This window comes from Clostridium sp. OS1-26 (assembly GCF_030915445.1).
Lineage (GTDB): Bacteria > Bacillota > Clostridia > Clostridiales > Clostridiaceae > Clostridium_AM.
The window spans coordinates 1,069,676-1,093,358 of the sequence record NZ_CP133264.1 but is presented as its reverse complement, the minus strand read 5'-3'; the positions used below and the strand labels follow the sequence as shown (position 1 = coordinate 1,093,358).

The following is a 23,683-nucleotide window of genomic DNA, read 5'->3' as shown; positions in this document are numbered from 1 at the left end:
GGACTTGTTATTTTATTTCAGATGCCTAAGTATATTTTTAATTTATAATAAGCAAAATATTAGAGAGGAACATTCCTCTCTAATATGAAAAATAAAATAATTAAGTTTACAAAAATGATTGAATATTTGAATGAGTTTTATTAAAATTAATACTATAGCGTGATGAAAATATAGCAATTTTATGCTATAATATAAATTATTATTAATAAGATGAAAAATGATGAATTTTGTATAATCTTCGTGGGACATAAAATGTCCCAGTGGTCATAGGAGGTATAAGTATGAAGACAATTGCTGTGTTAACAAGTGGAGGGGACGCCCCTGGTATGAATGCTGCCATAAGAGCAGTAGTAAGAACTGGATTAGACAAAGGCTTTAAGGTAATGGGAGTTCAAAGAGGATATAGTGGACTAATAAATGGTGAAATTTTTCCTATGGACAGACATAGTGTTGCAGACATTATACAAAGAGGCGGAACTATATTAAGAACTGCACGTTGTGCAGAGTTTAAAACAGAAGAAGGAAGAAAAAGAGGAGCAAATATATTAAAAACCTTTGGAATCGATGGACTTGTAGTCATTGGTGGAGATGGATCTTTTAGAGGAGCTCAGCTTTTATCAAAGCTTGGAATAGCAACTATAGGATTGCCAGGTACAATAGACAATGATTTACCATATACAGACTATACAATAGGCTTTGATACTGCGATAAACACTGTTTTAGATGCTATAAATAAGTTAAGAGATACATCAACATCACATGAAAGAGTAAGCATTGTGGAAGTTATGGGAAGAAACTGTGGAGATATAGCTCTCTATGCAGGTCTTGCAGGAGGTGCAGAAAGCATAATTGTTCCTGAAAAAGGGTACAATCAAGATGAATTATGCAGGACTATACTTGAGGGCAAATTAAGAGGGAAAATGCATAATCTAATAATTTTAGCTGAAGGTATAGGCGGAGCTGATGATTTAGCAAAAAAAGTGGAAGGTATTACAGGTATACAAACAAGAGCTACAATACTTGGACATATTCAAAGAGGTGGAAGTCCAACTTGTATGGATAGAGTTTTAGCGTCAAGGATGGGATACAGAGCTGTTGAGTTACTACAAGAAGGTAAATCATCAAAAGTAGTTGGAATAAAAGATGGAAAGATATTTGATATGGATATTGACGACGCTCTAGCGGTTGAGAGACAATTTGATGAAAAACTCTATGAAATAGCAAATGCATTATCATACTAATAAAAAATAAATTTTTAATTTAAGTTAAGGAGAGTAAACTATGCAAAAGACTAAGATGATTTTTACAATCGGGCCTGCTAGTGATAGTGAGGAGATATTATCAAAGTTAATTGAAGCAGGAATGAGTTGCTCAAGACACAATTTTTCTCATGGCGACCATGCAGAACATGGAGAAAGAATAAACTTAGTAAAAAAGCTAAGAGAAAAGTACAATAAACCAGTAGGTATAATTCTTGATACTAAGGGTCCTGAAATAAGAACAGGATACTTTCCAGAAAAAGTAGAATTAATTGAAGGAACAAAATTTACTATAGTTTGTGGAGAAGATGTAGAAGGAGACGCTACAAAATGTAATTTAAGTTATCGCGAACTATATAAAGATGTTGTACCAGGCAACATGATACTAATGGCAGATGGTTTAATTGGACTTGAGGTACAAGAAGTAGAAGGAACAAATATTAACTGTATAGTAAAAAACAGCGGAATGATAAGCACTAAAAAGAATGCTAATGTACCTAATGTAAAAACAAACTTACCTTCCTTTACGGAAAAAGATGTTGATGATTTAAGATTTGGTTGTGAAGTAGGAGTAGATTATATAGCAGCATCATTTATAAGAAAGGCCTCAGACGTTTTAGCTGTAAGAAAGCTTTTAGAACAATTTGGAGGACATGATATACAAATAATCTCTAAGATAGAAAATCAAGAAGGTGTTGACAACATTGATGAGATAATCAAGTTTTCAGATGGAATAATGGTTGCAAGAGGAGATATGGGATCAGAGATTCCAATAGAGAGAGTTCCATTAATCCAAAAGATGATAATTGAAAAGTGTAATAAAGCAGGCAAATTTGTTGTAACAGCTACACAAATGTTAGATTCGATGGAAAGAAACCCAAGACCAACAAGAGCAGAAGCTTCTGATGTAGCTAATGCTATTTTAGACGGAACTGATGCTGTAATGTTAAGTGGAGAATCAGCAAATGGAAAGTGGCCTGTAGAGGCTGCTGAAACAATGGCAAGAATAGCTATGGAAGCTGAATCAAGAATAAATTATGAAGAATTGCTGACTAAAAAGAGAGAGGCTCATATTTATAATGTAGCTAATGCTATAAGCCTAGCTACCTGTGCAACAGCATCAGGATTAAATGCTTCAGCAATTATTACAGCTACTCAAAGCGGACATACTGCTAAAGTTGTATCTAAATACAGACCAGCGTGTCCGATAATTGCAGTAACTCCAAGCGATAAAGTTGCTAGAAAGCTAGCATTAAACTGGGGTGTGTTTCCGATACTTGCAGAAAAGGTTAGCTCAACAGACGCGCTAATAGAAAAATCTGTTGAGATTTCATTGCAAACTGGATATGTTAAGAAAGGTGATTTAGTAGTAATAGCAGCAGGAATACCTGTAAGTTATTCAGGAACTACTAATATGCTTAAAGTTCATATAGTTGGAGACATATTAGTTCAAGGTAGAGGTGCAGGTAACAAGCCAGGATATGGTACTGCTAGAATAGTTAAGAGCGCTAAAGAAGCAGATGAAACTCTAGAAAAAGGCGATATTTTGGTTGTAAGAAGCTTAGATAGAGAATATCTGTCAGTATTAGATAGAGTTAGTGGAGTTATAGCAGAAGAGGGTGGATTAACATCTCATTTGGCTATAGAATGTATTACAAGTGAAGTTCCTCTTATCTGTGGGGCTGGTGGAGCTACTGAAATATTAAAAACAGGAGCATTCGTAACAATGGATGTTACAAGAGGAATTGTTTATAATGGAAGAGCGAATATAATGTAATATAACAGGTTGTTGAGCCCATAAAGCCAACAACCTGTTTATTATAACTGTCACTATTTGAATTACGCTTATAAAAATCAAAAAAATATCATATTTTTTATTTTCCCATTGAAGATTTATGTAAAAATAATGTATAATAAAAAAATATGTGGTTAAACTAACGTGATGAGAAAACAAGAGACAACTGATTCTATATTAACTTACTTAGCACCTTTTAAAAGGTGCAATTTTTTTTATCTAATATTTAACGCTTCATAGCTTGAAACAAAGAATCCTGTTTATAAAGTATAAAATTTCTTAAAGAAAAGAAACTATATTTATATAGTGATAGACAGGAGGAATTGTTATGAGTGGTAAGCTAAGATGTAGTGCAGAACGTTGTGCAAATAATGTAAACAAGTTTTGTGTAGCAGCAAGTATTCATGTAAATGGCAGTTCGGCACATTCAAGTTCAGAAACAGACTGTGATACTTTTTTGGGAAAAAGCGATATATATTCAACATCTCACTTTACTAATAGAAATTTATCTGGAGAATTTGCACAACTATTTAGCGGAGAATCAGTAGAAATGAGTCCTGACATTGCTTGTGAAGCAGAAAATTGTATATACAATGTTAATAGATTATGTAGTGCAGACTTTGTCCAGATACATGGAGAAGAGGCGCATTCAAGTGAGCATACTCAATGCGAAACTTTTAAAGAGCATAGTCAATAAGCGGATTTTCCGCTTATTTTTTTATAAATATTATCAATAAAAATTCTTTTAATAGACAAATAGAGCGGGAAAATGTAGAATATTGAGGTAAGATTTTAATATGGTAGGTGAAAATATGGGTAAATCTATTCCTATAGAAAAAAATAAAGAATACATATTAGATATAACTGGTATGGGGTATGAAGGTGAAGGCGTAGGCAAGATTAATGACTTTACAGTGTTTGTAAATGGTGCTTTGTTAAATGAAAGAGTTAGAATAAAAATAGTAAAAGTAAATAAAAATTTTGCATTTGGGAAGCTGTTAGAAGTTGTTGAGTCATCAAAAGAGAGAGTGGAACCTGTCTGTAGTACTTACCAAAGATGCGGAGGATGTCAACTTCAGCATTATTCTTATGATGCACAGTTAAGATTTAAGAGAAATAGGGTAAAAGACTGTATAGAGAGAATAGGTAAGTTGCATGTTGTAGAATATGATAAAGAAAAAGAAGATAGTGATGTAATTATACATAGTACAATAGATATGAATAATCCTTATAGGTATAGAAATAAGGTACAGCTGCCTGTTGGAAAAAAAGGGAACGATATAGTAATAGGATTCTATGCGCCTAGAAGCCATGAGATAATTCATATGGATGCTTGTAACATTCAAGACGAAACTGCTGATGAAGTAGTTAAATTAGTTAAAACCTGGATTCAAAAATACAATATAGAAACTTATAATGAGGAAATGCATAGCGGAATTATAAGACACATAATGATAAGAAAAGCTTTTAGAACAAAGGAAACTATGGTTGTAGTAGTAACTAAAACTAAAGATATTCCACATGCAGATGCTCTTGTAAAACTAATTACAGAAAATATAACGGATATAAAGAGCATTATACAGAATGTAAATGATAAAAAAACAAATGTTATTCTAGGGCAGCATTGTAAAACCTTATGGGGAAATGATACTATAAGTGATTATATTGGAGACTTTAGATTTAACATATCTCCTCTTTCCTTTTTTCAAGTAAATCCAATACAAACTGAAGTGCTTTATAACAAAGCTTTAGAATATGCAAATTTAACAGGTAATGAAACTGTATTCGATGCTTATTGTGGAACTGGAACAATTTCCTTATTTTTATCACAGAATGCGAAGAAAGTCTATGGAGTTGAAATAGTTCCTGAAGCTATAGAAAATGCTATAGAAAATGCCAAACAAAATAATGTTAGTAATGTAGAGTTTATTGTAGGACAATCTGAAAAAGTTATTCCTGAACTAATAGAAAAAGGCATAAAAGCCGATGTTGTGGTTGTAGACCCTCCAAGAAAAGGGTGCGAAAAGGTGCTTTTAGATGCAATAGCTAAAATGCAACCAAAGAGAATAGTATATGTATCTTGTGCCCCAGGAACACTAGCTAGAGATTTGGGAATAATGGATGAGTTGGGTTATAAAACTGTAGAAGTTCAACCAGTAGATATGTTTCCACAAACCGCTCACGTTGAGTGTGTTGTGAAGATAGAGGCATTGAACACTTAATGAAATCAAACGTAGTGTAGATTGAATTTAGTGAGAAAGCCCATCTGCCGAAGTTTATCTGAGGCGGATGTTCATTTTAAGGAACACTTAATGAAATCGAGTAAAGCGAAGGTAACATTAAATAATTCCTTCGCTTTACTATATTACCTTGGTTCTGGTGCCACTATAGCTTCTAAAGCCGGAGATTTTCCAGCTAGACCAACTGCATAGATAGTATAGTAAGTATTAGGTTCTAGATTAACATTAGGAACAGTTAATACTATATCGTCAGTACCAGCAACATTGATTATGAAGGTATATGTTCCTGGAGGAATACAAGCGTAATCTGTAATACCTTTATAACTAACATTTCTGAATACTCTTGTACCATCGGATAATTTTATATCAACAGCTGGTGAATTTGGAGAAAGATTAATAAATCTTACACAAGCTCTTCCAAAATTTTGCGCAGTGGTTGGTTCCTGTATGGTATATAAACTAATGTTAGGAAAAGTTCCTATTATGGCTACATTAAATACAGTATTTGCAGGAATATTTATATTACTATCTATAACAGGGTTTGTAATTTGTCCTGAAGGATAAACTTTAATGTTATAGTTACCAGGAGGAATAGGCAGATATTGTGAAAATTCCTTGTAAGCAAGATCCTTTACTATAAGATTTCCATTGGAATAAATGTCTAAATCTGGGGAATTGGGAGAGGCATTGAATATTCTAATATAAGAATTTATTTGATTAGATCTGTAGTAATAATCTGTTATATCAGCATATGGACAATAAAACATTGACTTTCTCCTTTATATTTCTGATCTATATTATAATATGAAATAAATATTAAAATGTTCATTTTGTAAAGAATATGTAACATTTTATTTTATTTAAAATATTATGATAGAGAAACTAAAAATTAAGGAGATTACTTAATGAGCAACTATAGATAATTACATAGTTAAAAATGTGTAAAAAATTGTGTGTGAATATTAAAATTTTAATTTGATAATCTATTGACAATTTTATAGTTATGTCTTATCATATAAAATAAATTTAAAAAATTTCAATATTACAAAAATAAGGAAGAGGATTAGTAGAAATTTAAGCTTTTTTTAAAGAGAGGGAATGTAAGGTGAGAGATTTCCAAAAAGCCATTTTGAACCTACCTCGGAGTTCTGTACTGAAATAGTAGTAGGATACAGCGGCTAATTTCCGTTAAGAAATTAAGAGTGAATATATTTTTACAAGTATATTAATAAGGGTGGTACCGCCGATATAGCCTCGGTCCCTATTTGGGATTAGGGGCTTTTTATATTGCATTTAATTACCTTTTATTACTAAATTGCGCAATGTTGGTAATAATATCAGTTGATAGTTATTTTAAGTATTAAATTCTAATTAAACTCATAAAATTATTGGAGGAGTATTCAAATGGATAATGGAAAAAAATTAGTAGAACAAATAACACCTATGGATGTTGATTTTGCACAATGGTATACAGACATTGTTAAAAAAGCAGAGCTTGCTGATTACTCAAGCATTAAAGGATGTATGATTATTCGTCCTAATGGTTATGCAATTTGGGAGAATATACAGAAATATGTAGATGCAAAACTTAAAGAGTATGGACACGAAAATGTTTCTATGCCAATGTTTATACCAGAAAACCTATTACAAAAAGAAAAAGATCATGTTGAAGGATTTGCACCTGAAGTTGCATGGGTAACTCATGGTGGAGACGATGAGTTAGCTGAAAGATTATGTGTTCGTCCAACATCAGAAACACTATTCTGCGAACATTATGCTAAGATTGTTCAATCCTATAAGGATTTACCAAAGCTATACAATCAATGGTGTTCAGTTGTAAGATGGGAAAAGACAACTAGACCTTTTTTAAGAACAACTGAATTCTTATGGCAAGAAGGACACACAATTCACGAGACAAAGGAAGAAGCAGAAGGTCATACACTTAAAATATTAAACATGTATTCTAGATTATGTGAAGACATGTTAGCAATGCCAGTAGTTATGGGTAAAAAGACAGAAAAAGAGAAGTTTGCTGGTGCAGACGACACATACACAATTGAAAGCTTAATGCATGATGGAAAGGCACTACAAGCAGGTACTTCACACTATCTTGGTCAAAATTTCTCAAAGGCATTTGCAATTCAGTTCTCAGATAGAAATGGGAAGCTAGAGTACCCACACTATACTACATGGGCAGTAACTACAAGATTAATTGGAGCAATAATAATGGTTCATGGTGATGATAGTGGTTTAAAATTACCACCAAGAATTGCACCAACTCAAGCTGTAATTATTCCTGTTGCTCAGCATAAAGAAGGAGTACTTGAAAAGGCAAAAGAATTAAAGGAAAGATTAGCTAAGGTTGTAAGGGTTAAGCTTGATGATAGTGATAAGATGCCAGGCTGGAAGTATAGTGAATATGAAATGAAGGGTATTCCACTAAGAATAGAAATTGGTCCAAAGGATATAGAAAAAAATCAAGCTATACTAGTAAGAAGAGATAATAGAGAGAAAATAATAGTTTCATTGGATGAAATTGAAACAAAGGTTCAAGAGATGTTAGATATTATCCACAATTCAATGCTAGAAGAAGTTACAAGAACTAGAGATGAAAAAACTTATGTAGCAAAAACTATGGAAGAATTTGAGGATATTATTGAAAATAAACCAGGATTTATTAAAGCAATGTGGTGTGGAGATAGAGCTTGTGAAGATAAGATAAGGGAGGTAACTGGTGCTACATCTCGTTGTATGCCATTCGAACAAGAAGTTGTTTCAGATACATGTGTATGCTGTGGTAAAAAAGCTAAACATTTAGTTTACTGGGGAAGAGCATACTAAAAATAAAGGTTGTTATATTTTAGGTAGCAAGTACATTATAAACTTAGGTTTAAGATTTAAAGTAAAGTGTTATAATTATGAAAAGTAGCTTTTTAATAAATAAAGAATGAGGATATACTAACCTCATTCTTTATTTATTAAAGGTTAACCTTAGGTTATTTAGATCTTTGACAATAGTTACTACATTGGTTAAGTTTAGCTTTATTTTTAATTAGCTAATATAGTATACTTTAATAAAGATTTTAATATAAAAGAGGTGATCTTGGTGTATGAAACTATAATTTTAAAGAAGGCAGAAGCGATAAAAGATAAACTCATAGCTATAAGGAGAGATATACACGCTCATCCTGAAATAGGACTACATGAAACTAGGACTGCAAAAATAATAGCAGAGATGCTGGAGCAGTACGGCATAGAGGTGCAAAAAAATGTTGGAGTTACAGGTGTCGTTGGGTTACTTAGAGGCAAGTATCCAGGGAAAACTATACTCCTAAGAGCAGATATGGATTGTTTAAAGATTTCAGAAGAAAATGATGTTAAATATAAATCGGAATACCCCAATCTAATGCATGCCTGTGGACATGATGCTCATGTTGCATGGCTTATTGGTGCTGCTGCAATTTTGTCTGAACTTAAGGAAAAAATAAAAGGAAATGTAAAGTTCTTGTTTCAGCCTGCAGAAGAGAAGGAAGGTGGAGCAGAAAAGACAATACATAGCGGTGTGTTAGAGAATCCTAAAGTAGATGCAATTATAGGAGCTCATGTTTGGCCAAATATTGAAGCAGGTAAAATAGGAATTAAACCTGGACCATTAATGGCTGCGTCAGATAACTTTAAGATAAGCATATATGGGAAAGGTGGGCATGGAGGACAGCCACATAAATGTATAGATCCAATAGCTGTTGCTTGCGAAATATATATGGCTCTCCAAACTGTAATAAGCAGAAAGGTAGATCCATTAGAGCCTGCTGTTATAACTATAGGAAAATTTAATTCAGGCTCAGCTCATAATGTAATACCGGATAAAGCAGAGATGGAGGGAACTATAAGAACATTAACTTATGAAGTGAGAGATAAAATTCCTGATATTATGGAATCCATCATCAAAGGCATAAGTTTAGCAAATGGTGCTAAATATAATTTTGAATTTATTCCTTATCATGCACCAGTTATAAATGATAGTGAGATTACGTCAGTTGTGGGAAAGGCTGCTAGCAAGCTATTGGGCCATAAGAATATAATTATAGTTGATAAGCCAACTATGATAGGTGAGGATTTTTCAAGTTTCGAGGAGAAGGTTCCAGGAACATTTTTTGGGTAGGTACATACAACTCTAAAAAAGGGATTATTAAGCCCTTACATAATCCAGAATTTAATATAGATGAAGACATAATATATAAGGCAGCAGCTGTTTTTGCTGAATGTGCTTTAGTTTACCTAAACGAAAAATAAAATATAGATAATTTAAAAATTACTTTAAAACAATTTGTAAAAACTATTAGTAAAAGTAATTTTACTGTTATAATATAATTATGTAGTTCATAATTATGTTGATATGGAGGCTTGACATGTTTGGTAATAAAAAGTTTGATAGTAATAAACTTAAATATGGAATTTATTATGCAATAGCAGTTGCTGTTATTATGTTTTTTCTTAATGATTATATAGTTAATGTAAAAACTCAACATATAAAATACAGCGACTTTATGACATATATTTCTCAAAATAAAGTCCAAGAGGTACAGATAGCGAAAGATAAGATAATTATTACTCCAAAAACAGCAGAAGGGGAAAAAAGCAAAATATTATATACAGAGAGAATAGATGATCCAGATTTAATTAAAACGTTAACTGCAGCAAATATAAAGAATGGAGTGAAATATGGTGGAATTCCTCTAGAGAATAGCCCAATAAAGAATTTTTTTCTAAATTGGATACTTCCTTTAATAATATTTATGTTTCTTGGTAGAATTCTTTTTGGAAGACTTGATAAAAAAATGGGCAGTGGAGTTATGTCTTTTGGGAAAAATACAGCGAAGATATATGCAGAAAATGAAACAGGTTTGACCTTTAATGATGTAGCTGGGCAAGAAGAGGCAAAGGAATCTTTGGTTGAAATTGTAGACTTCCTTCATAATCCTAAGAAATATACGGATATAGGAGCAAAGCTTCCTAAGGGAGCGTTGCTTGTAGGGCCTCCTGGAACGGGAAAAACCTTATTAGCAAAGGCAGTAGCTGGAGAAGCTAAAGTGCCATTTTTCTCTATATCGGGATCAGCATTCGTAGAAATGTTTGTAGGAATGGGAGCTTCTAGGGTTAGAGACCTGTTCGAGCAGGCACAGGAAAAAGCGCCTTGTATAATATTTATAGATGAAATAGATGCTATAGGTAAAAGTAGAGAAGGTAATATAGCCGGAAATGATGAGAGAGAACAAACCTTAAATCAGCTGCTTGCAGAAATGGATGGATTTGATTCATCTAAAGGGGTTGTAATTCTAGCTGCAACTAATAGGCCAGAGGTATTAGATAAAGCACTTTTAAGGCCAGGTAGGTTTGATAGAAGAGTAATAGCAGATAGACCAGATTTAAAGGGTAGAGAAGAAATACTAAAGGTTCACTCAAAGGGTGTTAAAATGTCTGAGAGTGTTGATTTAAATGCTATAGCTAAAGGAACTCCAGGTGCGGTAGGTGCAGATTTAGCTAATATAATTAATGAGGCAGCTTTGAGAGCGGTAAAAAGTAATAGAAAAGAAGTAATGCAAGAGGATTTAGAAGAAGCTGTTGAAGTAATAATCGCTGGTAAGGAAAAGAAGGATAGAATATTATCTGATAAAGAGAAAAGGTCAGTAGCTTTCCATGAAGTAGGTCATGCGTTAGTAGCGGCTCTTCTAAAGAATACAGACCCAGTTCATAAGATTACCATAGTTCCAAGAACTATGGGGGCATTAGGATATACTATGCAGCTCCCAGCTGAAGAAAAATACCTAATAACAAAGGAAGAAATGATAGATCAAATATGTGTAATGTTAGGTGGAAGAGCTGCAGAAGAAGTAGAGTTTAACACTATGTCTACAGGGGCTTCTAATGACATAGAAAGAGCAACACAAACGGCAAGAAGTATGGTAACAATGTATGGAATGTCAGAAAGATTTGATCTGATGGGTCTTGAATCTATTCAAAATAGATATTTAGATGGAAGACCAGTGTTAAACTGCAGTGCTGAAACTGCTGCTATTATAGATGAGGAAACATTAAAAATAATAAAAGAGGCACATGAGAAGGTTATAAAACTACTTAAAGATAATAGAGCTTTGCTAACAGAGATATCCAGGAGATTGTTAGAAAAAGAAACGCTTATGGGAAATGAATTTATGGAGATGGTAAAAGGGGATAAATCATTGGAAAATCCTTCGGTAGAAGAACAAGAGTAGAATGGAGATTTTCACTATGAAAAATAATGATTTGGAAAAGGAATTGAAAAAAGAATTTGAATTTGCTGTTGAGCAAGAAAAGCTTAACGATGTAGTTGAAGAAATAAAAAATCAAATTCTTAAATATACAAATAAAAGAAGAGAAGTTACAGAAGGTATTATAAATCTAAGAAAAAAGAATATTGAAGAATATAGAGATGATGAAGATAAGTTAATAGAATATTTTGATCATGAAAGATTTGTCAGGGAAGAAACATTTAGAATTATTGATAGAAAGTTAAGGGAGCTTACTATACTTAGTAACTCTCCTTACTTTGGTAAAATTAATTTTGAAGATGAATTTGGAACTGAGGATATGTACATAGGCAGATTTGGATTAACTAGAAGTGATGAGTATGAGCCTGTAGTAATTGATTGGAGATCACCTATTGCTGCGTTGTTTTATGCAGGTAAACTTGGAGAAATAACTTATAGGGGACCTTTAGGGGAAATAAGTGCCAATGTTTTATCTAAAAGACAGTTTATAATAAAAAAAGCAGAACTACTTGGAATGTTTGATACAAGTGTAGATGTAAAAGATGAGATACTTCAAATGGTATTAAGTAAAAATACCGAAGAAAAGTTAAAAGATATAATAATGACAATACAAGCTGAACAAGATAACCTAATAAGGCAACCACGAAATCAAGTTACTGTAGTAGATGGAGTTGCAGGAAGCGGTAAAACTACCGTAGCATTGCATAGAGTGGCGTATCTTCTATATAATTATAGAAATGTACTACAAGATAAGGTTCTAATTCTAGGACCTAATAGCATATTTATGGATTATATATCAACAGTCTTACCTAGTCTTGGAGAAGTAGGTGTAAAACAGCTTACATTTAAAGATTTTGCTATGGATATTTTGAGCTTGGAAAAAGTAATGAGCTTTAAAGATTATATAGAAAAAACACTAAGTGGAGATAAAGTGTTTAATGAAGATATAACATATAAGGGATCATTAGAATATATCAAGGAACTGGATAAAGTCATAGAAGATTTAGATTATAAATATTTTAAAATAGAAAGTGTAAAGTTTTATGAGAAAACTATAGTTAATGTGGAAGAAATAGATGAAATGTTTGGACATCACTTTAAGTCTATGCCTTTGTTCAGAAGAAGTAAAAAAATAAAAAGAATAATATATTCTAAAATAAGAGATGAAAGAGATAATATAATAAGGCAGATAAGAAAGGACCATGAAGAGGCAATTAGCAAGCTGTCAGAAGAGGAATTAAAAAATCAGCGTAACAATCTTGAGTTTATAAAAAGAAACAGAATAAGAGAAACAATACAAGAAGTAATTAGAATTAAGAGAGAATTACTATGGATGGATAATCCGAGTATTGTCGAAATATATGATGAGTTTAATAAGAGCAAGGAATTAACCTATGATGATTTAGCAGCAATTATTTATTTAAAGATAAAGCTGGAAGGATTAAAATACAGCGATGAAATAAAGCATATTGTTATAGATGAGGCACAAGATTATTCTCCGCTACAGTTTCGTATAATACAGGAACTCACAGCATGTAAATCTTTTACTATAAGTAGGTGACAGCAATCAGAGAATAATGCCTATAAGTGGGAAGCCTGCGATGCTAGACTTGGCAAATATATTGGTTGATTTAGATGTACACACCTTTACTCTTTCAAAAAGCTATAGATCTACAAAAGAAATAATTGATTATGCTAATAAATACATAAAAAATAATAAAATCACTGCTATAGTTAGAAATGGTGAAGAGGTTGTAGAAAAACAGATAAGTAATTTGAATGATCTTATATATAAAATAACTGAGGATATTTCTGAGTTAAGAAAAAAGGGTTACGAAAGTATTGCTGTAATTTGCAGAGACTTAGTGGAAACGGAGGCTATAGGTAAGCTCCTTAAGAAAAATATTCATATAAAGGCTTTGGATAGGGAAGATATAATCTATACAAGTGGAGAAATCATATTGCCTAGCTATTTTGCAAAAGGCTTAGAGTTTGACGCTGTTATAGTTATTGACACTGAAAAAAGTGTTTATAAAGGAGAAGATAAGCTAAAATATGTAATGGCTACAAGGGCATTACATCAATTATATGTTTATAAAACTTCCTCGATTAAATAAAAGAGCTTTCAGATTTTGAAGGCTCCTTTATTTATATAGTTTTATTATGTAACTTATAAAATTATATAAAAAATTTAGTATATTTCATAAATTTAAAATATATATCTAGTTAAAATTCAATTATTTTATTAAAATGATTATAGGTAGATTAAAATTATTTAGGAAAGGATTTGTGTGAGGAATGAGTACAAGCGTTGAATTGATAAAAAAAGCAGAATTGACTCATATTTTAGATAAAGAAGAAATAATTAAAATATTAGAAGATGATAACTGTAATGAGGAACTTTTTAATGCAGCAGATAGAGTTAGAAAAAAATATGTTGGAGATGAAGTGCATTTAAGAGGACTAATAGAGTTTTCTAATATATGCAAAAGAAACTGTTTGTACTGTGGACTAAGGGCATCAAACAAGAACGTAAAAAGGTATAGATTATCACCGGATGAGATAATAGATTTAGCTAAGAAGGCAGTTGGATATGGATATAAAACAATAGTAATGCAATCTGGAGAAGATGATTTTTATACTTTAGATAAGATGAAATACATAATATCTAATATTAAGAAGCTAGGTGTGGCAATTACTGTAAGTGTAGGAGAGAAAACTTTTGAAGAATATAAGGTCTATAGAGAAGCAGGAGCTGATAGATATTTAATCAGAATAGAGACTACTGATAAAGCTTTATATGAGCATATGGACCCGGGAATGAGTCATGAGGAAAGAAAAAGGTGCTTAAATGATATAAAAGAATTAGGCTATGAAGTTGGTACAGGTTGTTTAGTTGGTTTACCGAACCAAACATTAAGTTCACTAGCCGATGATATTCTGTTCTTTAAAGAGATAGGAGCAGATATGATAGGAATTGGACCATTTATTCCTAATGAAGATACTCCTTTAAAGGATGAAAAAGGAGGAGAATTTACAACAAGCTTAAAAGTTATGGCAATAACAAGAGTATTAATGCCCGATGTGAACATTCCAGCAACTACTGCTATGGAGAGTCTAGATAAAAATGGAAGAATTATAGCACTTAAGAGTGGAGCTAATGTAGTTATGCCAAATGTAACTGAAGGTGAATATAGAAAGTTATATGCTCTTTATCCTGGTAAGATTTGTACAGGTGATACTCCTGCACACTGTAGAGGCTGTATTACAGGAAAAATTACTTCTATAGGTAGAGTTGTTTCAGATACTAAAGGATTTAGAATAAAAAAATAAGAAAGAACAGGGTTTATGGTTATAAACCCTGTTCTTTCTTATAATCTTCTTCATATTTTAAAAGTTTATTTATTAAATTATTATAAGTCTCATCTATATCTTTAAAAATCATATTTCCTATATAATATATTTCAAGATCATCATGAAGTTTTTTAGCAGAGGATATAATAGAAAGCCCTCTATTTAAAAGATCATAAAAGATCTCTTTATCTCTTTGTAATTCATCTTTATCAACAAGAGAATAGTCTACAATATTTTCCATATAAATTTGGATACCATTAAATTTCTTATTGTTTATTTCATTTGAAGTTACTATTGCAACTTTTAAATCTGGTATAATAATGTGTTCAATTCTTTCAGGAATAAGAGGATCATGATATACTTCAACAAAGAGACCTCTTTTTAAGGATTCATTGACCATAAATTTTAGAATTTGTGTTTTACCGGTACCTGGTCCACCGTTTAATACATATACTTTTTCACAATCAGCACATAGCTCATCCATGAAAGTTATAATACCATTAGGTGTAAATGCTGTAGCAAATAAGTGCCTTTCATTTCCTATATCAGTAGGCTCATATTGAGATAAAATCTTACTCTTTAGGTCTTCTTCTAATGATGCCAACTTTGAATAGTCTAAAAAAACTTTATTATAATTACTCCAATCATCATGTACAAGCTTTGCAGCGCCTATAAATCTATATGCTCTTTGAAATGTAGCTTGAATCTGCTTGTTTGTCTTTATTATATTTTCTCTATATTTTTTAAAACCTTCTTCATTCCAATGAGCTCCCATATTTAATACTTCATCTACTGCACCTGGATTTTGAGGGTCCACTACATGAGATAAGGTTTCTTAAAGACACATGAAGAATTACATTCTTTTTTTAGATTCTAAATAAAGAACTCTAACAAATTTTTTTGTATTAATACGAATTCGAGATATTGAAGGTTTAGTGTCATTTTCCAATTCCAACATTACTTTTCTAATTTCAGTAAAGTCAAAGAACTTTGTTGCATACTCCTCAAATTTAGGGTTGGAATAATCAGTAAGCCCAAGAGAAGCAAGGTGATTTAAAGCCTGAAATATTGCCCGCCTAACTCTCTGCTCAGAAGCTTTTATCTCCTTTTGTAAATCTACAGCAGTAGCTGATATCCCTAATTTCTTGCTTGCTATAGTAGTAAAGATGTCCTTAAGAGGAGGAAACTCATGTTCAAAGGGAGTTTGATTCTCCTGTTGAAATAAGTATTCTAACATATCTAACAAATCTTTGCTTCCACTTTCTCCGATCATTCCTAATTCTGTTAATAGAAACTGACCAGCTAAGGTTATATTTTTATTTATAAAATCATTCTCATTTTTGTGTTTTTGTTTACCAAACTCTAATATATTCAAGGTTTTTTGAATATCGTATATAGATTTTTGCAGTTTTATATGTTCAACTACTTTTTTAATAACACTTATTACTTCTAAACGATTAATTGGCTTAGTAATGTAATATTCAACGCCCAAAGAATACGCCTTGCCAACCATTTCTTTATCTTCAACCTGAGAAATCATGATGATTTTTCCGAGAAAATCTCCATTTAAATCGTGTATGGTTTGAATTCCATCTTTAATAGGCATTAATAAGTCAATAATAAGAATATCTACTTTCTTAAGGCTAAGTAAGTGATTATCTATAATAGAACCATTATCTGCTTCGCCAACAACCTCACCAAGATCATAATCCTCAATTATTTCAGCTAACATTGAGCGGATAGCCTCATCATCGTCAACAATAAAAAATCTCATATTACCACCCTTTCTCCACTAGACTACTAATTGGTAATTGTATTGTAAAAACGGTTTCATTTTTTTCAGGGTTACTCTCAATAAAAATGCAGCCTTTAAGATTAGTTACTACTTCTTTAGCGTAGGGAAGGCCCATGCCAGTCGAAGGCTTACCAGTCACATCATATTTCGTAGTATATCCTGGTTTAAAAATTAATTCAGTTTTTCGTTTTGGAATGCCTTCACCGGTATCGAAAACTTTGAATTCAATATCCCCTGCATTTCTGCTAATAGATATTTTTATTAAACCTGTATCTTTTATGGATTCTACAGCATTAGAAACTAAATTGTTTACAAGGGATAAAGTAGTATAAACATGTAGAGGAGGTATTGAATCCTCAATATTTAAAATAAATTTAATATCTTTTCCCAAAGACTGAGCATATTTATGATTTGTTTGAATAATAATATTACCTATTTCAGTTATGCTCATATAATCTGTTGAATTTTCTGCAGAAATCATCTCAGCAAGCCCAGAATAGATTCTTTGGTTATCCTTTTTGATTTCATGTACTTGACCAGCAATGCCCAATATTTTTGCGTCAGTTCTTCTGAGCTTAAGGAACATTTGTTATTTAGTAAGTTCTGATATAGTTCATAACAATCTCTCGTAATTTCCTCAGCATCTTTCAGAGACTTTTTTAGCTGAATAGATTCTTCATATAAACCAGATATAAGCAAAAGCATATGCCGATTCTGCTTTTGCTGTTGTATTGATGATATTTCAGCTTCATGAAGTTTTATGGCATAAAAAAACCCGAGAGCGAAGAAGCTCCTTATAATAGCAATAATGACAACTTCATTTAAAATAGGCAAAGTAATAATATCTCTTAAAAAGTAGTGCCTAATAGATAACTCAACAATGCTTGAAGCTGTTTCTATTATAACAGATAAAAGGCCAACTACCAGTGGATGACGATGTAAGTTATTCAGTCGAGTTATATGAAACATGTAAGAATAAGTTATATAATAAAAAAATGTTGGAAAATGAAGTGTAAAAGAATAATCAAATAGAAGTCCTCCAGTACTAGAATCTAAAGCGATTCGAAACAGGATAACAGAAGCTCCAACAAGAATTCCACATATAACTAAAGGTATTCTTCGTATTCCTAGTAAAAGCAAGAAAAATATTGGAATACCAAAGCTAATCCTAAAGGTGTTAGGAAAAGGATATAGCTTTAATTCACCAGCTAAAGGCACTACAATAATCATTAAAATAATAATAAACAAGTTTCCCTTTAATGAAATATTCTTCAACTAGTCTACACTCCCTTAAATTTAGTATAAATTGATATTCTGTAAATAAGAATATCAAAAAAAATGTCAATATACCAGTATAATGATAAATTTTTGTACTTACTAAGGTAAGGCATCTGAAAGCAATTAATATACTAAATTGAATTTTAGAAGAGCATATCTGTTATTTATCAGAATGATTTATACTTTAAATAATTACAACTATAATTAAATCATTTGGCAGAAATGATTTAATTATAGTTATTTTTAAAAATTTCAAAAACTATTTTATAGATTTTCGTTAGATTTTATAGTTTGGACTATAAAATTCTAATATAGAAACTAATAGTGCGATTATTAAAGCATAAGATGGAAAATAATAATTAAAAGAGAAAGGTGAGATAGAATGAAAAAATTTAAACTTGGGTTAGCGACACAAATTCTTATCGGTCTAATTCTTGGTATTACAGTTGGCGCTGTGTTTTATGGTAATCCAGCAGTTGGAGTTTACTTGCAACCAATTGGAGATATCTTTCTACGTTTAATTAAAATGATAGTTGTACCAATTGTATTCTCAGCACTTGTTGTTGGAATTGCAGGAGCTGGAGATATAAAGCAAGTTGGTAGGCTAGGTGGAAAGACAATACTTTATTTTGAAATAGTTACTACAGTTGCTATTGTTCTTGGACTAGTTATTGCAAATGTATTCCATCCAGGAACTGGTATTAATATGCATGAGCTTGTAAAAACTAATATTTCAAGCTATATGAATACAACTCAAACAGTGGCTCATCACAGCTTTGCGGATACATTTGTAAATATAGTTCCTACAAATGTTGTGGATGCTTTAGCTAAAGGAGATATGCTTGCGGTTATTTTCTTCTCAGTTATGTTTGGTTTAGGGGTTGCTGCTATTGGGGAGAAAGGAAAACCTGTTCTTAAAATATGCCAAGGAACTGCTGATGCAATGTTCTGGGTAACTAACCAAATTATGAAAGTTGCCCCATTTGGAGTATTTGCACTAATCGGAGTAACCGTTTCCAAGTTTGGAGTTAAATCACTAATTCCACTTGCTAAATTAGCTATTACTACTTATGGCGCTATGATATTCTTCGTTCTTGTTGTTCTTGGAACTGTAGCAAAAATAGCAGGAACAAATATTTTAACAATTTTAAGGATTTTAAAGGATGAGCTTATTCTTGCATACAGTACAGCAAGTTCAGAAACAGTGTTACCTAAGATAATGGAGAAAATGGAAAAATTCGGATGTCCAAAAGCGATTGCAACATTCGTTGTTCCAACAGGATATTCATTTAATCTTGATGGTTCTACACTTTACCAAGCAATTGCAGCAATATTTATTGCACAAATGTATGGAATTCATCTATCAATATTTCAACAAGTTAATTTGGTTGTCGTATTGATGCTTACTTCAAAAGGTATAGCAGGAGTTCCAGGAGTATCATTCGTTGTATTACTAGCTACGCTTGGTTCTGTAGGTATTCCACTAGAAGGACTAGCATTTATTGCAGGAATTGACCGTATACTTGATATGGCAAGAACAGCAGTAAACGTTGTTGGAAACTCATTAGCTGTTGTAGTTATATCAAAATGGGAAAAACAATATGATGAAGAAAAAGGACATAAATACTTTAAGTCATTAAAGAGCACTTCTGTTGAAGGTAGCGCAGCATAAAATTTGATATATTTTGGTCAGTCCTCTCATATTTTAATATGGGGGGATTTTTTATGAAAAAAAAAGAAATTGAACTTAAAATGTATGAAACATTTAAAAATAAAGATGAAGATGAAAGGAAAAAGATTTTAGAAGGCTTAATTTATAAAATAATAAAAAGTAAAGAAAAAAGTATGAATTAATAATACATTCTATATTTCAAGTAATATAAATGAGGTGCTTAACAGAATGAATAAGGTTGCTATTTATTGCAGATTAAGCGATGAGGATAAAAACAAGAAAAGTTATATGGATGATAGTGAGAGTATACAAAATCAGAAAAACTTATTAATGAAGTATGCTTTAGAAAAAGATTGGGATATTTACAAAATATATAGTGATGATGACTATTCAGGGCTTGACGTGGATAGACCAGAGTTTAATAAAATGATTAGAGATGCGGAACTGAATAAGTTTAATATCATACTTTGCAAAACCCAATCGAGATTTACAAGAGATATGGAATTGGTAGAAAAATATCTCCATAATAAGTTTTTAGAATGGGGTATAAGATTTATTGCTATTGTTGATGGCGTTGACACACTTGATAAAAACAATAAAAAATCACGTCAAATAAACGGATTAATAAATGAATGGTATTGTGAAGACATCTCAAAGTCAATTAAAGCTACTTTTCGTATGAAACAAAAGGCAGGTAAGTTTATTGGATCATTTTCTTGCTATGGTTATTCTAAAGATCCTGATGATAGAAACAAGCTAATTATAGATAAAGATGCAGCAGAAATAGTAAAAATAATATTTAGTTTATATATAGATGGCAATGGAACACAACGTATAGCGAATATACTAAATGAAAAAAATATACCTAATCCTACAAAATACAAGCAAATAAAAGGATTGAGATATAAAAATTCCTCATTAAAGAATGATTATGGATTTTGGAATAAGACTACGATTAAACGAATTCTAAAAAATCAAGTATATATAGGCAATATGGTGCAGCATAAGTGCAAAAAAATAAATTACAAATCTAAAAAAATAAAAACTCTTAAGCAAAAAGAATGGATTATCGTGGAGAATACTCATGAAGCAATAATAGATAAAAGAACTTTTGAAATCGTTCAAAGACGAATTAGTTCTAGAGTTAGAAGTACTTTAAATGGAAAGGCGCATTTGTTTTCTGGGAAAGTCAGATGTTTAGATTGCAAGAGCACGATGGCTAAGAACTGCAATGGAAAAGGTCAAAATTACCTAAGGTGCAGAAAATATTTAATTGATACAAAGAAAAGATTATGCACGAGCCACTCGATAAGTTTAGAAAGATTAGAAAAAGTAATTTTAGCAAAAGTATCAAAATATATAAATTCATATTGTAACATTAATGAATTAGCTGAAAAACTATCAAGGGATAGTGATGTTGCAAACATGTCAAAGAGGTTAAATGTACAGCTATGTAAATTGGAAAGGGATATAATTTATAGAAATGAAGCACTAAAGAATGCATATATTGATAAAATCAGTGGCGAAATGTCAAAAACACAATTTGATAAATTAAGTTCATTATTTTCAAAGGAAATAGATAGTCTACAATTAAAGAAAAAAGAATTAAAATCAAATATTAATAATTTAAGTAAAAAAAACTTTTCCTCTGATTATTATGAAGAGTTAATAGGAGAATATAAATGTTCGACAGATTTTTTACGATCAATTGCAAATGAATTAATTGATTATATCGAAATAGGGGAAAAAAATAAAAAAAGCTTAGAACAATATATATGGATTTTTTGGCAGTTTTAATGCTTAATATTTAAAGGTGCCTTTGCGAAAAGTCTACATGAGGTGCAGTACCATCAAGTATAGCAACATTTAGACCTTTAATTACCACACCATCTAGGGAATTGTTATCTGATGAGCAGTGGTGATATTCGATATCATATCCTTTAGAATTAAAGAATTCACCTACTTTTTTCATGAGAGTTGATTTTCCAGTACCAGGACCTCCCTTAATACAAATTTTTCTTCTAGCAGTGTTCTGGTCAATAATATACTGATAAAATGAATAGAATCCATAACTAGTATTTCCACCTGGAAATATATTTCTAATAGTACCTTTCATAAATACACTCTCCTACCTAATTACAATCATTATATAATATGCAACAGCACTTAGTTTTGATATATTATTTAAAATATTTTTATTTAAGATTATAGTGAAAAGCTATACTTTTTTATTACTAAAAAAGTGATATTTTGTTATAATTATAAAGTATTGATTTTTTATTGAAAAATAGAATGAGGGTTATCGTTTTTTATTTTAATTTTAAGTTTGGAGGAATAGTGATGACAGAAGAATTAAAAAAAGCTCAGGAATTAGTAGATTTTATTTATGAGAGTCCTACAGCATTTCATGCTGTAGATAGTGTAAAAAAGATTCTTTTAAGCAGAGGATTTGAAGAGATTAGAGAAGAAGATAAATGGGATTTAAAAAAAGGAGGCAAATACTTTTTAAATAAATACGATTCAGCATTAATTGCGTTTGTTGTGGGAAAAAGTGAAGTAGAAAAAGAAGGGTTTAGAATAGTAGGTGCTCACACAGATTCACCAGGTTTCAGAGTAAAGCCTAATCCTGATATGGAAGTAGAAGGAGCATATGTAAAACTAAACACAGAAGTTTATGGCGGTCCGATAATAAATACTTGGCTTGATAGACCTCTATCTATAGCTGGTAGAGTAACTATAAAAAGCGAAAATCCTTTTTTGCCGCAAGTTAAACTGTTAAATGTAAAAAGACCAATTCTAATAATACCTAATCTTGCTATACATATGAATAGAAACGTGAACTCAGGAGTAGAGTTAAACAGACAAAAAGATATATTACCACTACTTTCACTAGTGAATGAAGAATTCGAAAAAGGAAAATATCTTATAAAAATTATTGCAGACGAGTTAAATATAGAACAAGAAGATATATTAGATTTTGATTTATATCTTTATGAGTATGAAAAAGGCAGCATTATAGGACTAAATAATGAATTCATATCCTGTGGAAGATTAGATGATCTAATAATGGTACACTCAGGTATTAATGCTTTAACTAAAGTAGATCTAGGGAATACTACTAACGTTATGGTTTGTTTTGACAATGAGGAAGTTGGAAGTACTACCAAACAAGGGGCAGATTCACCAATGCTATCAAATACACTTGAGAGAATTATGATTTCAATGGGAAAAGGAAGAGAAGATTATTTCAGAGCTCTTTCAAATTCTTTCATGATATCATGTGATTTAGGGCATGCGCTTCATCCAAACTATGGTGAAAAGAGCGATCCTGTAAATAGGCCAATAATCAATAAGGGGCCAATAATAAAAGTAAGTGCAAATCAAAGTTATACTTCAGATAGTATATCTAGTGCTATTTATAAAAGCATATGTGATATAGCAGGAGTGCCAGTTCAGTTCTTTGTGAATCGCTCAGATGAAAAAGGAGGATCTACCATTGGACCTATATCTTCAAGTCATGTAAATATACATTCAGTAGATATGGGTTTAGCTGTTCTTTCAATGCACTCAATAAGAGAACTAGGTGGAGTAAAAGATTATATATATGCTGAAGAGTCTTTTAAGGAATTCTATAGATATGAAAAGTAATAAAAATTTTGAGACATAATACCCTATATAGGACATTAGGCTGAAAGTTAGCTTATACTCCGGTATATGTTTCCAAGCTTCAGCACGTTAAAAACTTTTAGCCAGTCTAAAGCTTGTGTTCCAAGACAACCTAAGAACTTTCGAGAACTAGCTGTGCTCAAACAACTCTAAAGTTCTAAGGTTCTCTTAAAACCCTTCACTAAGACTGGCACAAAGTTTTTAAATCTATCTTCAGCTTTGGAAACATAGCCCTCTGTATAAGCCAACTTTCTAGTTGCTTTTCATATAAAACTGCGTCACAAAACTTTTATTACACGAATTAAAGGTTCCTATA

Annotated in this window: 17 protein-coding genes, 2 pseudogenes and 1 other annotated feature; of the genes and pseudogenes, 13 read left to right on the top strand and 6 right to left on the bottom strand. The window is 31.5% G+C overall.

Annotated features, from left to right (window positions below; all coding sequences use genetic code 11):
- The first annotated feature begins 281 nt into the window (after positions 1–281).
- From pfkA to rlmD, 4 genes are all read left to right on the top strand, one after another.
- Positions 282–1,241, top strand: coding sequence for a 6-phosphofructokinase (gene pfkA / locus RCG18_RS05390; protein ID WP_308040379.1), 960 nt, complete (start codon positions 282–284; stop codon positions 1,239–1,241).
- A gap of 40 nt (positions 1,242–1,281) precedes the next feature.
- Positions 1,282–3,036, top strand: a complete 1,755-nt coding sequence (pyk, locus tag RCG18_RS05385) for a pyruvate kinase (protein ID WP_308040378.1) — start codon at positions 1,282–1,284, stop codon at positions 3,034–3,036.
- Positions 3,037–3,382: 346 nt separating this feature from the next.
- Complete coding sequence (locus RCG18_RS05380; RefSeq protein ID WP_308040377.1) at positions 3,383–3,751, top strand: DUF1540 domain-containing protein; 369 nt, start codon at positions 3,383–3,385, stop codon at positions 3,749–3,751.
- Between the two features lie 115 nt (positions 3,752–3,866).
- Positions 3,867–5,276, top strand: coding sequence for a 23S rRNA (uracil(1939)-C(5))-methyltransferase RlmD (gene rlmD, locus RCG18_RS05375; RefSeq protein WP_374119119.1), 1,410 nt, complete (start codon positions 3,867–3,869; stop codon positions 5,274–5,276).
- Positions 5,277–5,419: 143 nt separating this feature from the next.
- On the opposite strand, the gene RCG18_RS05370 is transcribed toward rlmD, so the two are convergent.
- Positions 5,420–6,061, bottom strand: coding sequence for a DUF4397 domain-containing protein (locus tag RCG18_RS05370; protein WP_308040375.1), 642 nt, complete (start codon positions 6,059–6,061; stop codon positions 5,420–5,422).
- A 277-nt stretch (positions 6,062–6,338) separates the two neighbouring features.
- Positions 6,339–6,560 (top strand) — a binding site (T-box leader).
- A 138-nt stretch (positions 6,561–6,698) separates the two neighbouring features.
- Here RCG18_RS05370 and proS point away from each other — a divergent pair.
- The 5 genes and pseudogenes from proS (at position 6,699) to hydE (ending at position 14,935) form a co-directional block, all read left to right on the top strand.
- Complete coding sequence (proS, locus tag RCG18_RS05365; RefSeq protein ID WP_308040374.1) at positions 6,699–8,135, top strand: proline--tRNA ligase; 1,437 nt, start codon at positions 6,699–6,701, stop codon at positions 8,133–8,135.
- Between the two features lie 265 nt (positions 8,136–8,400).
- The gene (locus RCG18_RS05360) at positions 8,401–9,456 is read left to right on the top strand and encodes an amidohydrolase (protein ID WP_308040373.1); all 1,056 of its coding nucleotides are present in this window, start codon (positions 8,401–8,403) and stop codon (positions 9,454–9,456) included.
- Between the two features lie 247 nt (positions 9,457–9,703).
- Positions 9,704–11,566, top strand: coding sequence for an ATP-dependent zinc metalloprotease FtsH (gene ftsH, locus RCG18_RS05355; protein WP_308040372.1), 1,863 nt, complete (start codon positions 9,704–9,706; stop codon positions 11,564–11,566).
- Positions 11,567–11,582: 16 nt separating this feature from the next.
- Positions 11,583–13,719, top strand: a pseudogene (locus RCG18_RS05350) (UvrD-helicase domain-containing protein).
- Between the two features lie 181 nt (positions 13,720–13,900).
- On the top strand, positions 13,901–14,935 hold the full coding sequence (hydE, locus tag RCG18_RS05345; protein ID WP_308040371.1) for a [FeFe] hydrogenase H-cluster radical SAM maturase HydE: 1,035 nt from the start codon (positions 13,901–13,903) through the stop codon (positions 14,933–14,935).
- 19 nt (positions 14,936–14,954) lie between these two features.
- Here hydE and RCG18_RS05340 read toward each other — a convergent pair whose 3' ends face one another.
- From RCG18_RS05340 to RCG18_RS05325, 4 genes are read right to left on the bottom strand one after another with little or no spacing between them, the layout of a single operon-like run.
- The gene (locus RCG18_RS05340) at positions 14,955–15,773 is read right to left on the bottom strand and encodes an ATPase (RefSeq protein ID WP_308040369.1); all 819 of its coding nucleotides are present in this window, start codon (positions 15,771–15,773) and stop codon (positions 14,955–14,957) included.
- A 36-nt stretch (positions 15,774–15,809) separates the two neighbouring features.
- Positions 15,810–16,730, bottom strand: coding sequence for a response regulator (locus RCG18_RS05335; RefSeq protein WP_308040368.1), 921 nt, complete (start codon positions 16,728–16,730; stop codon positions 15,810–15,812).
- A gap of 1 nt (position 16,731) precedes the next feature.
- On the bottom strand, positions 16,732–17,232 hold the full coding sequence (locus RCG18_RS05330) for an ATP-binding protein (protein ID WP_308040367.1): 501 nt from the start codon (positions 17,230–17,232) through the stop codon (positions 16,732–16,734).
- Positions 17,229–18,026, bottom strand: coding sequence for a hypothetical protein (locus tag RCG18_RS05325; protein WP_308040366.1), 798 nt, complete (start codon positions 18,024–18,026; stop codon positions 17,229–17,231). The genes RCG18_RS05330 and RCG18_RS05325 overlap by 4 nt, the downstream gene beginning before the upstream one ends.
- Before the next feature lie 385 nt (positions 18,027–18,411).
- Between RCG18_RS05325 and RCG18_RS05320 the strand changes: the two genes are divergently transcribed.
- Genes RCG18_RS05320 through RCG18_RS05310 form a run of 3 tightly spaced genes read left to right on the top strand, consistent with a single transcriptional unit; the run spans position 18,412 to position 21,498 of the window.
- Positions 18,412–19,701 carry a cation:dicarboxylate symporter family transporter gene (locus tag RCG18_RS05320; protein WP_308040365.1) on the top strand — a complete coding sequence of 430 codons (1,290 nt, stop codon included), beginning with the start codon at positions 18,412–18,414 and terminating at the stop codon, positions 19,699–19,701.
- Between the two features lie 53 nt (positions 19,702–19,754).
- Positions 19,755–19,883: a hypothetical protein gene (locus RCG18_RS05315; RefSeq protein ID WP_308040364.1), complete on the top strand. Its 129-nt coding sequence runs from the start codon at positions 19,755–19,757 to the stop codon at positions 19,881–19,883.
- A gap of 46 nt (positions 19,884–19,929) precedes the next feature.
- On the top strand, positions 19,930–21,498 hold the full coding sequence (locus RCG18_RS05310; protein WP_308040363.1) for a recombinase family protein: 1,569 nt from the start codon (positions 19,930–19,932) through the stop codon (positions 21,496–21,498).
- 34 nt (positions 21,499–21,532) lie between these two features.
- On the opposite strand, the pseudogene RCG18_RS05305 reads toward RCG18_RS05310, so the two are convergent.
- A pseudogene (locus tag RCG18_RS05305) lies at positions 21,533–21,817 on the bottom strand (ATPase); the annotation flags it as partial.
- A 224-nt stretch (positions 21,818–22,041) separates the two neighbouring features.
- Between RCG18_RS05305 and RCG18_RS05300 the strand changes: the two are divergent.
- On the top strand, positions 22,042–23,349 hold the full coding sequence (locus RCG18_RS05300) for a M18 family aminopeptidase (protein ID WP_308040362.1): 1,308 nt from the start codon (positions 22,042–22,044) through the stop codon (positions 23,347–23,349).
- The last annotated feature ends 334 nt before the right edge of the window (positions 23,350–23,683 follow it).

Bases quoted from the DNA above. Each gene is read 5' to 3' on its own strand.
- RCG18_RS05335 (WP_308040368.1), bottom strand. From the start codon at position 16,730: ATGAGATTTTTTATTGTTGACGATGATGAGGCTATCCGCTCAATGTTA.
- hydE (WP_308040371.1), top strand. From the start codon at position 13,901: ATGAGTACAAGCGTTGAATTGATAAAAAAAGCAGAATTGACTCATATT.
- rlmD (WP_374119119.1), top strand. From the start codon at position 3,867: ATGGGTAAATCTATTCCTATAGAAAAAAATAAAGAATACATATTAGAT.
- proS (WP_308040374.1), top strand. From the start codon at position 6,699: ATGGATAATGGAAAAAAATTAGTAGAACAAATAACACCTATGGATGTT.
- RCG18_RS05330 (WP_308040367.1), bottom strand. From the start codon at position 17,232: ATGATTTCTGCAGAAAATTCAACAGATTATATGAGCATAACTGAAATA.
- ftsH (WP_308040372.1), top strand. From the start codon at position 9,704: ATGTTTGGTAATAAAAAGTTTGATAGTAATAAACTTAAATATGGAATT.
- RCG18_RS05370 (WP_308040375.1), bottom strand. From the start codon at position 6,061: ATGTTTTATTGTCCATATGCTGATATAACAGATTATTACTACAGATCT.
- RCG18_RS05380 (WP_308040377.1), top strand. From the start codon at position 3,383: ATGAGTGGTAAGCTAAGATGTAGTGCAGAACGTTGTGCAAATAATGTA.
- RCG18_RS05320 (WP_308040365.1), top strand. From the start codon at position 18,412: ATGAAAAAATTTAAACTTGGGTTAGCGACACAAATTCTTATCGGTCTA.
- RCG18_RS05300 (WP_308040362.1), top strand. From the start codon at position 22,042: ATGACAGAAGAATTAAAAAAAGCTCAGGAATTAGTAGATTTTATTTAT.
- RCG18_RS05310 (WP_308040363.1), top strand. From the start codon at position 19,930: ATGAATAAGGTTGCTATTTATTGCAGATTAAGCGATGAGGATAAAAAC.
- pfkA (WP_308040379.1), top strand. From the start codon at position 282: ATGAAGACAATTGCTGTGTTAACAAGTGGAGGGGACGCCCCTGGTATG.
- pyk (WP_308040378.1), top strand. From the start codon at position 1,282: ATGCAAAAGACTAAGATGATTTTTACAATCGGGCCTGCTAGTGATAGT.
- RCG18_RS05315 (WP_308040364.1), top strand. From the start codon at position 19,755: ATGAAAAAAAAAGAAATTGAACTTAAAATGTATGAAACATTTAAAAAT.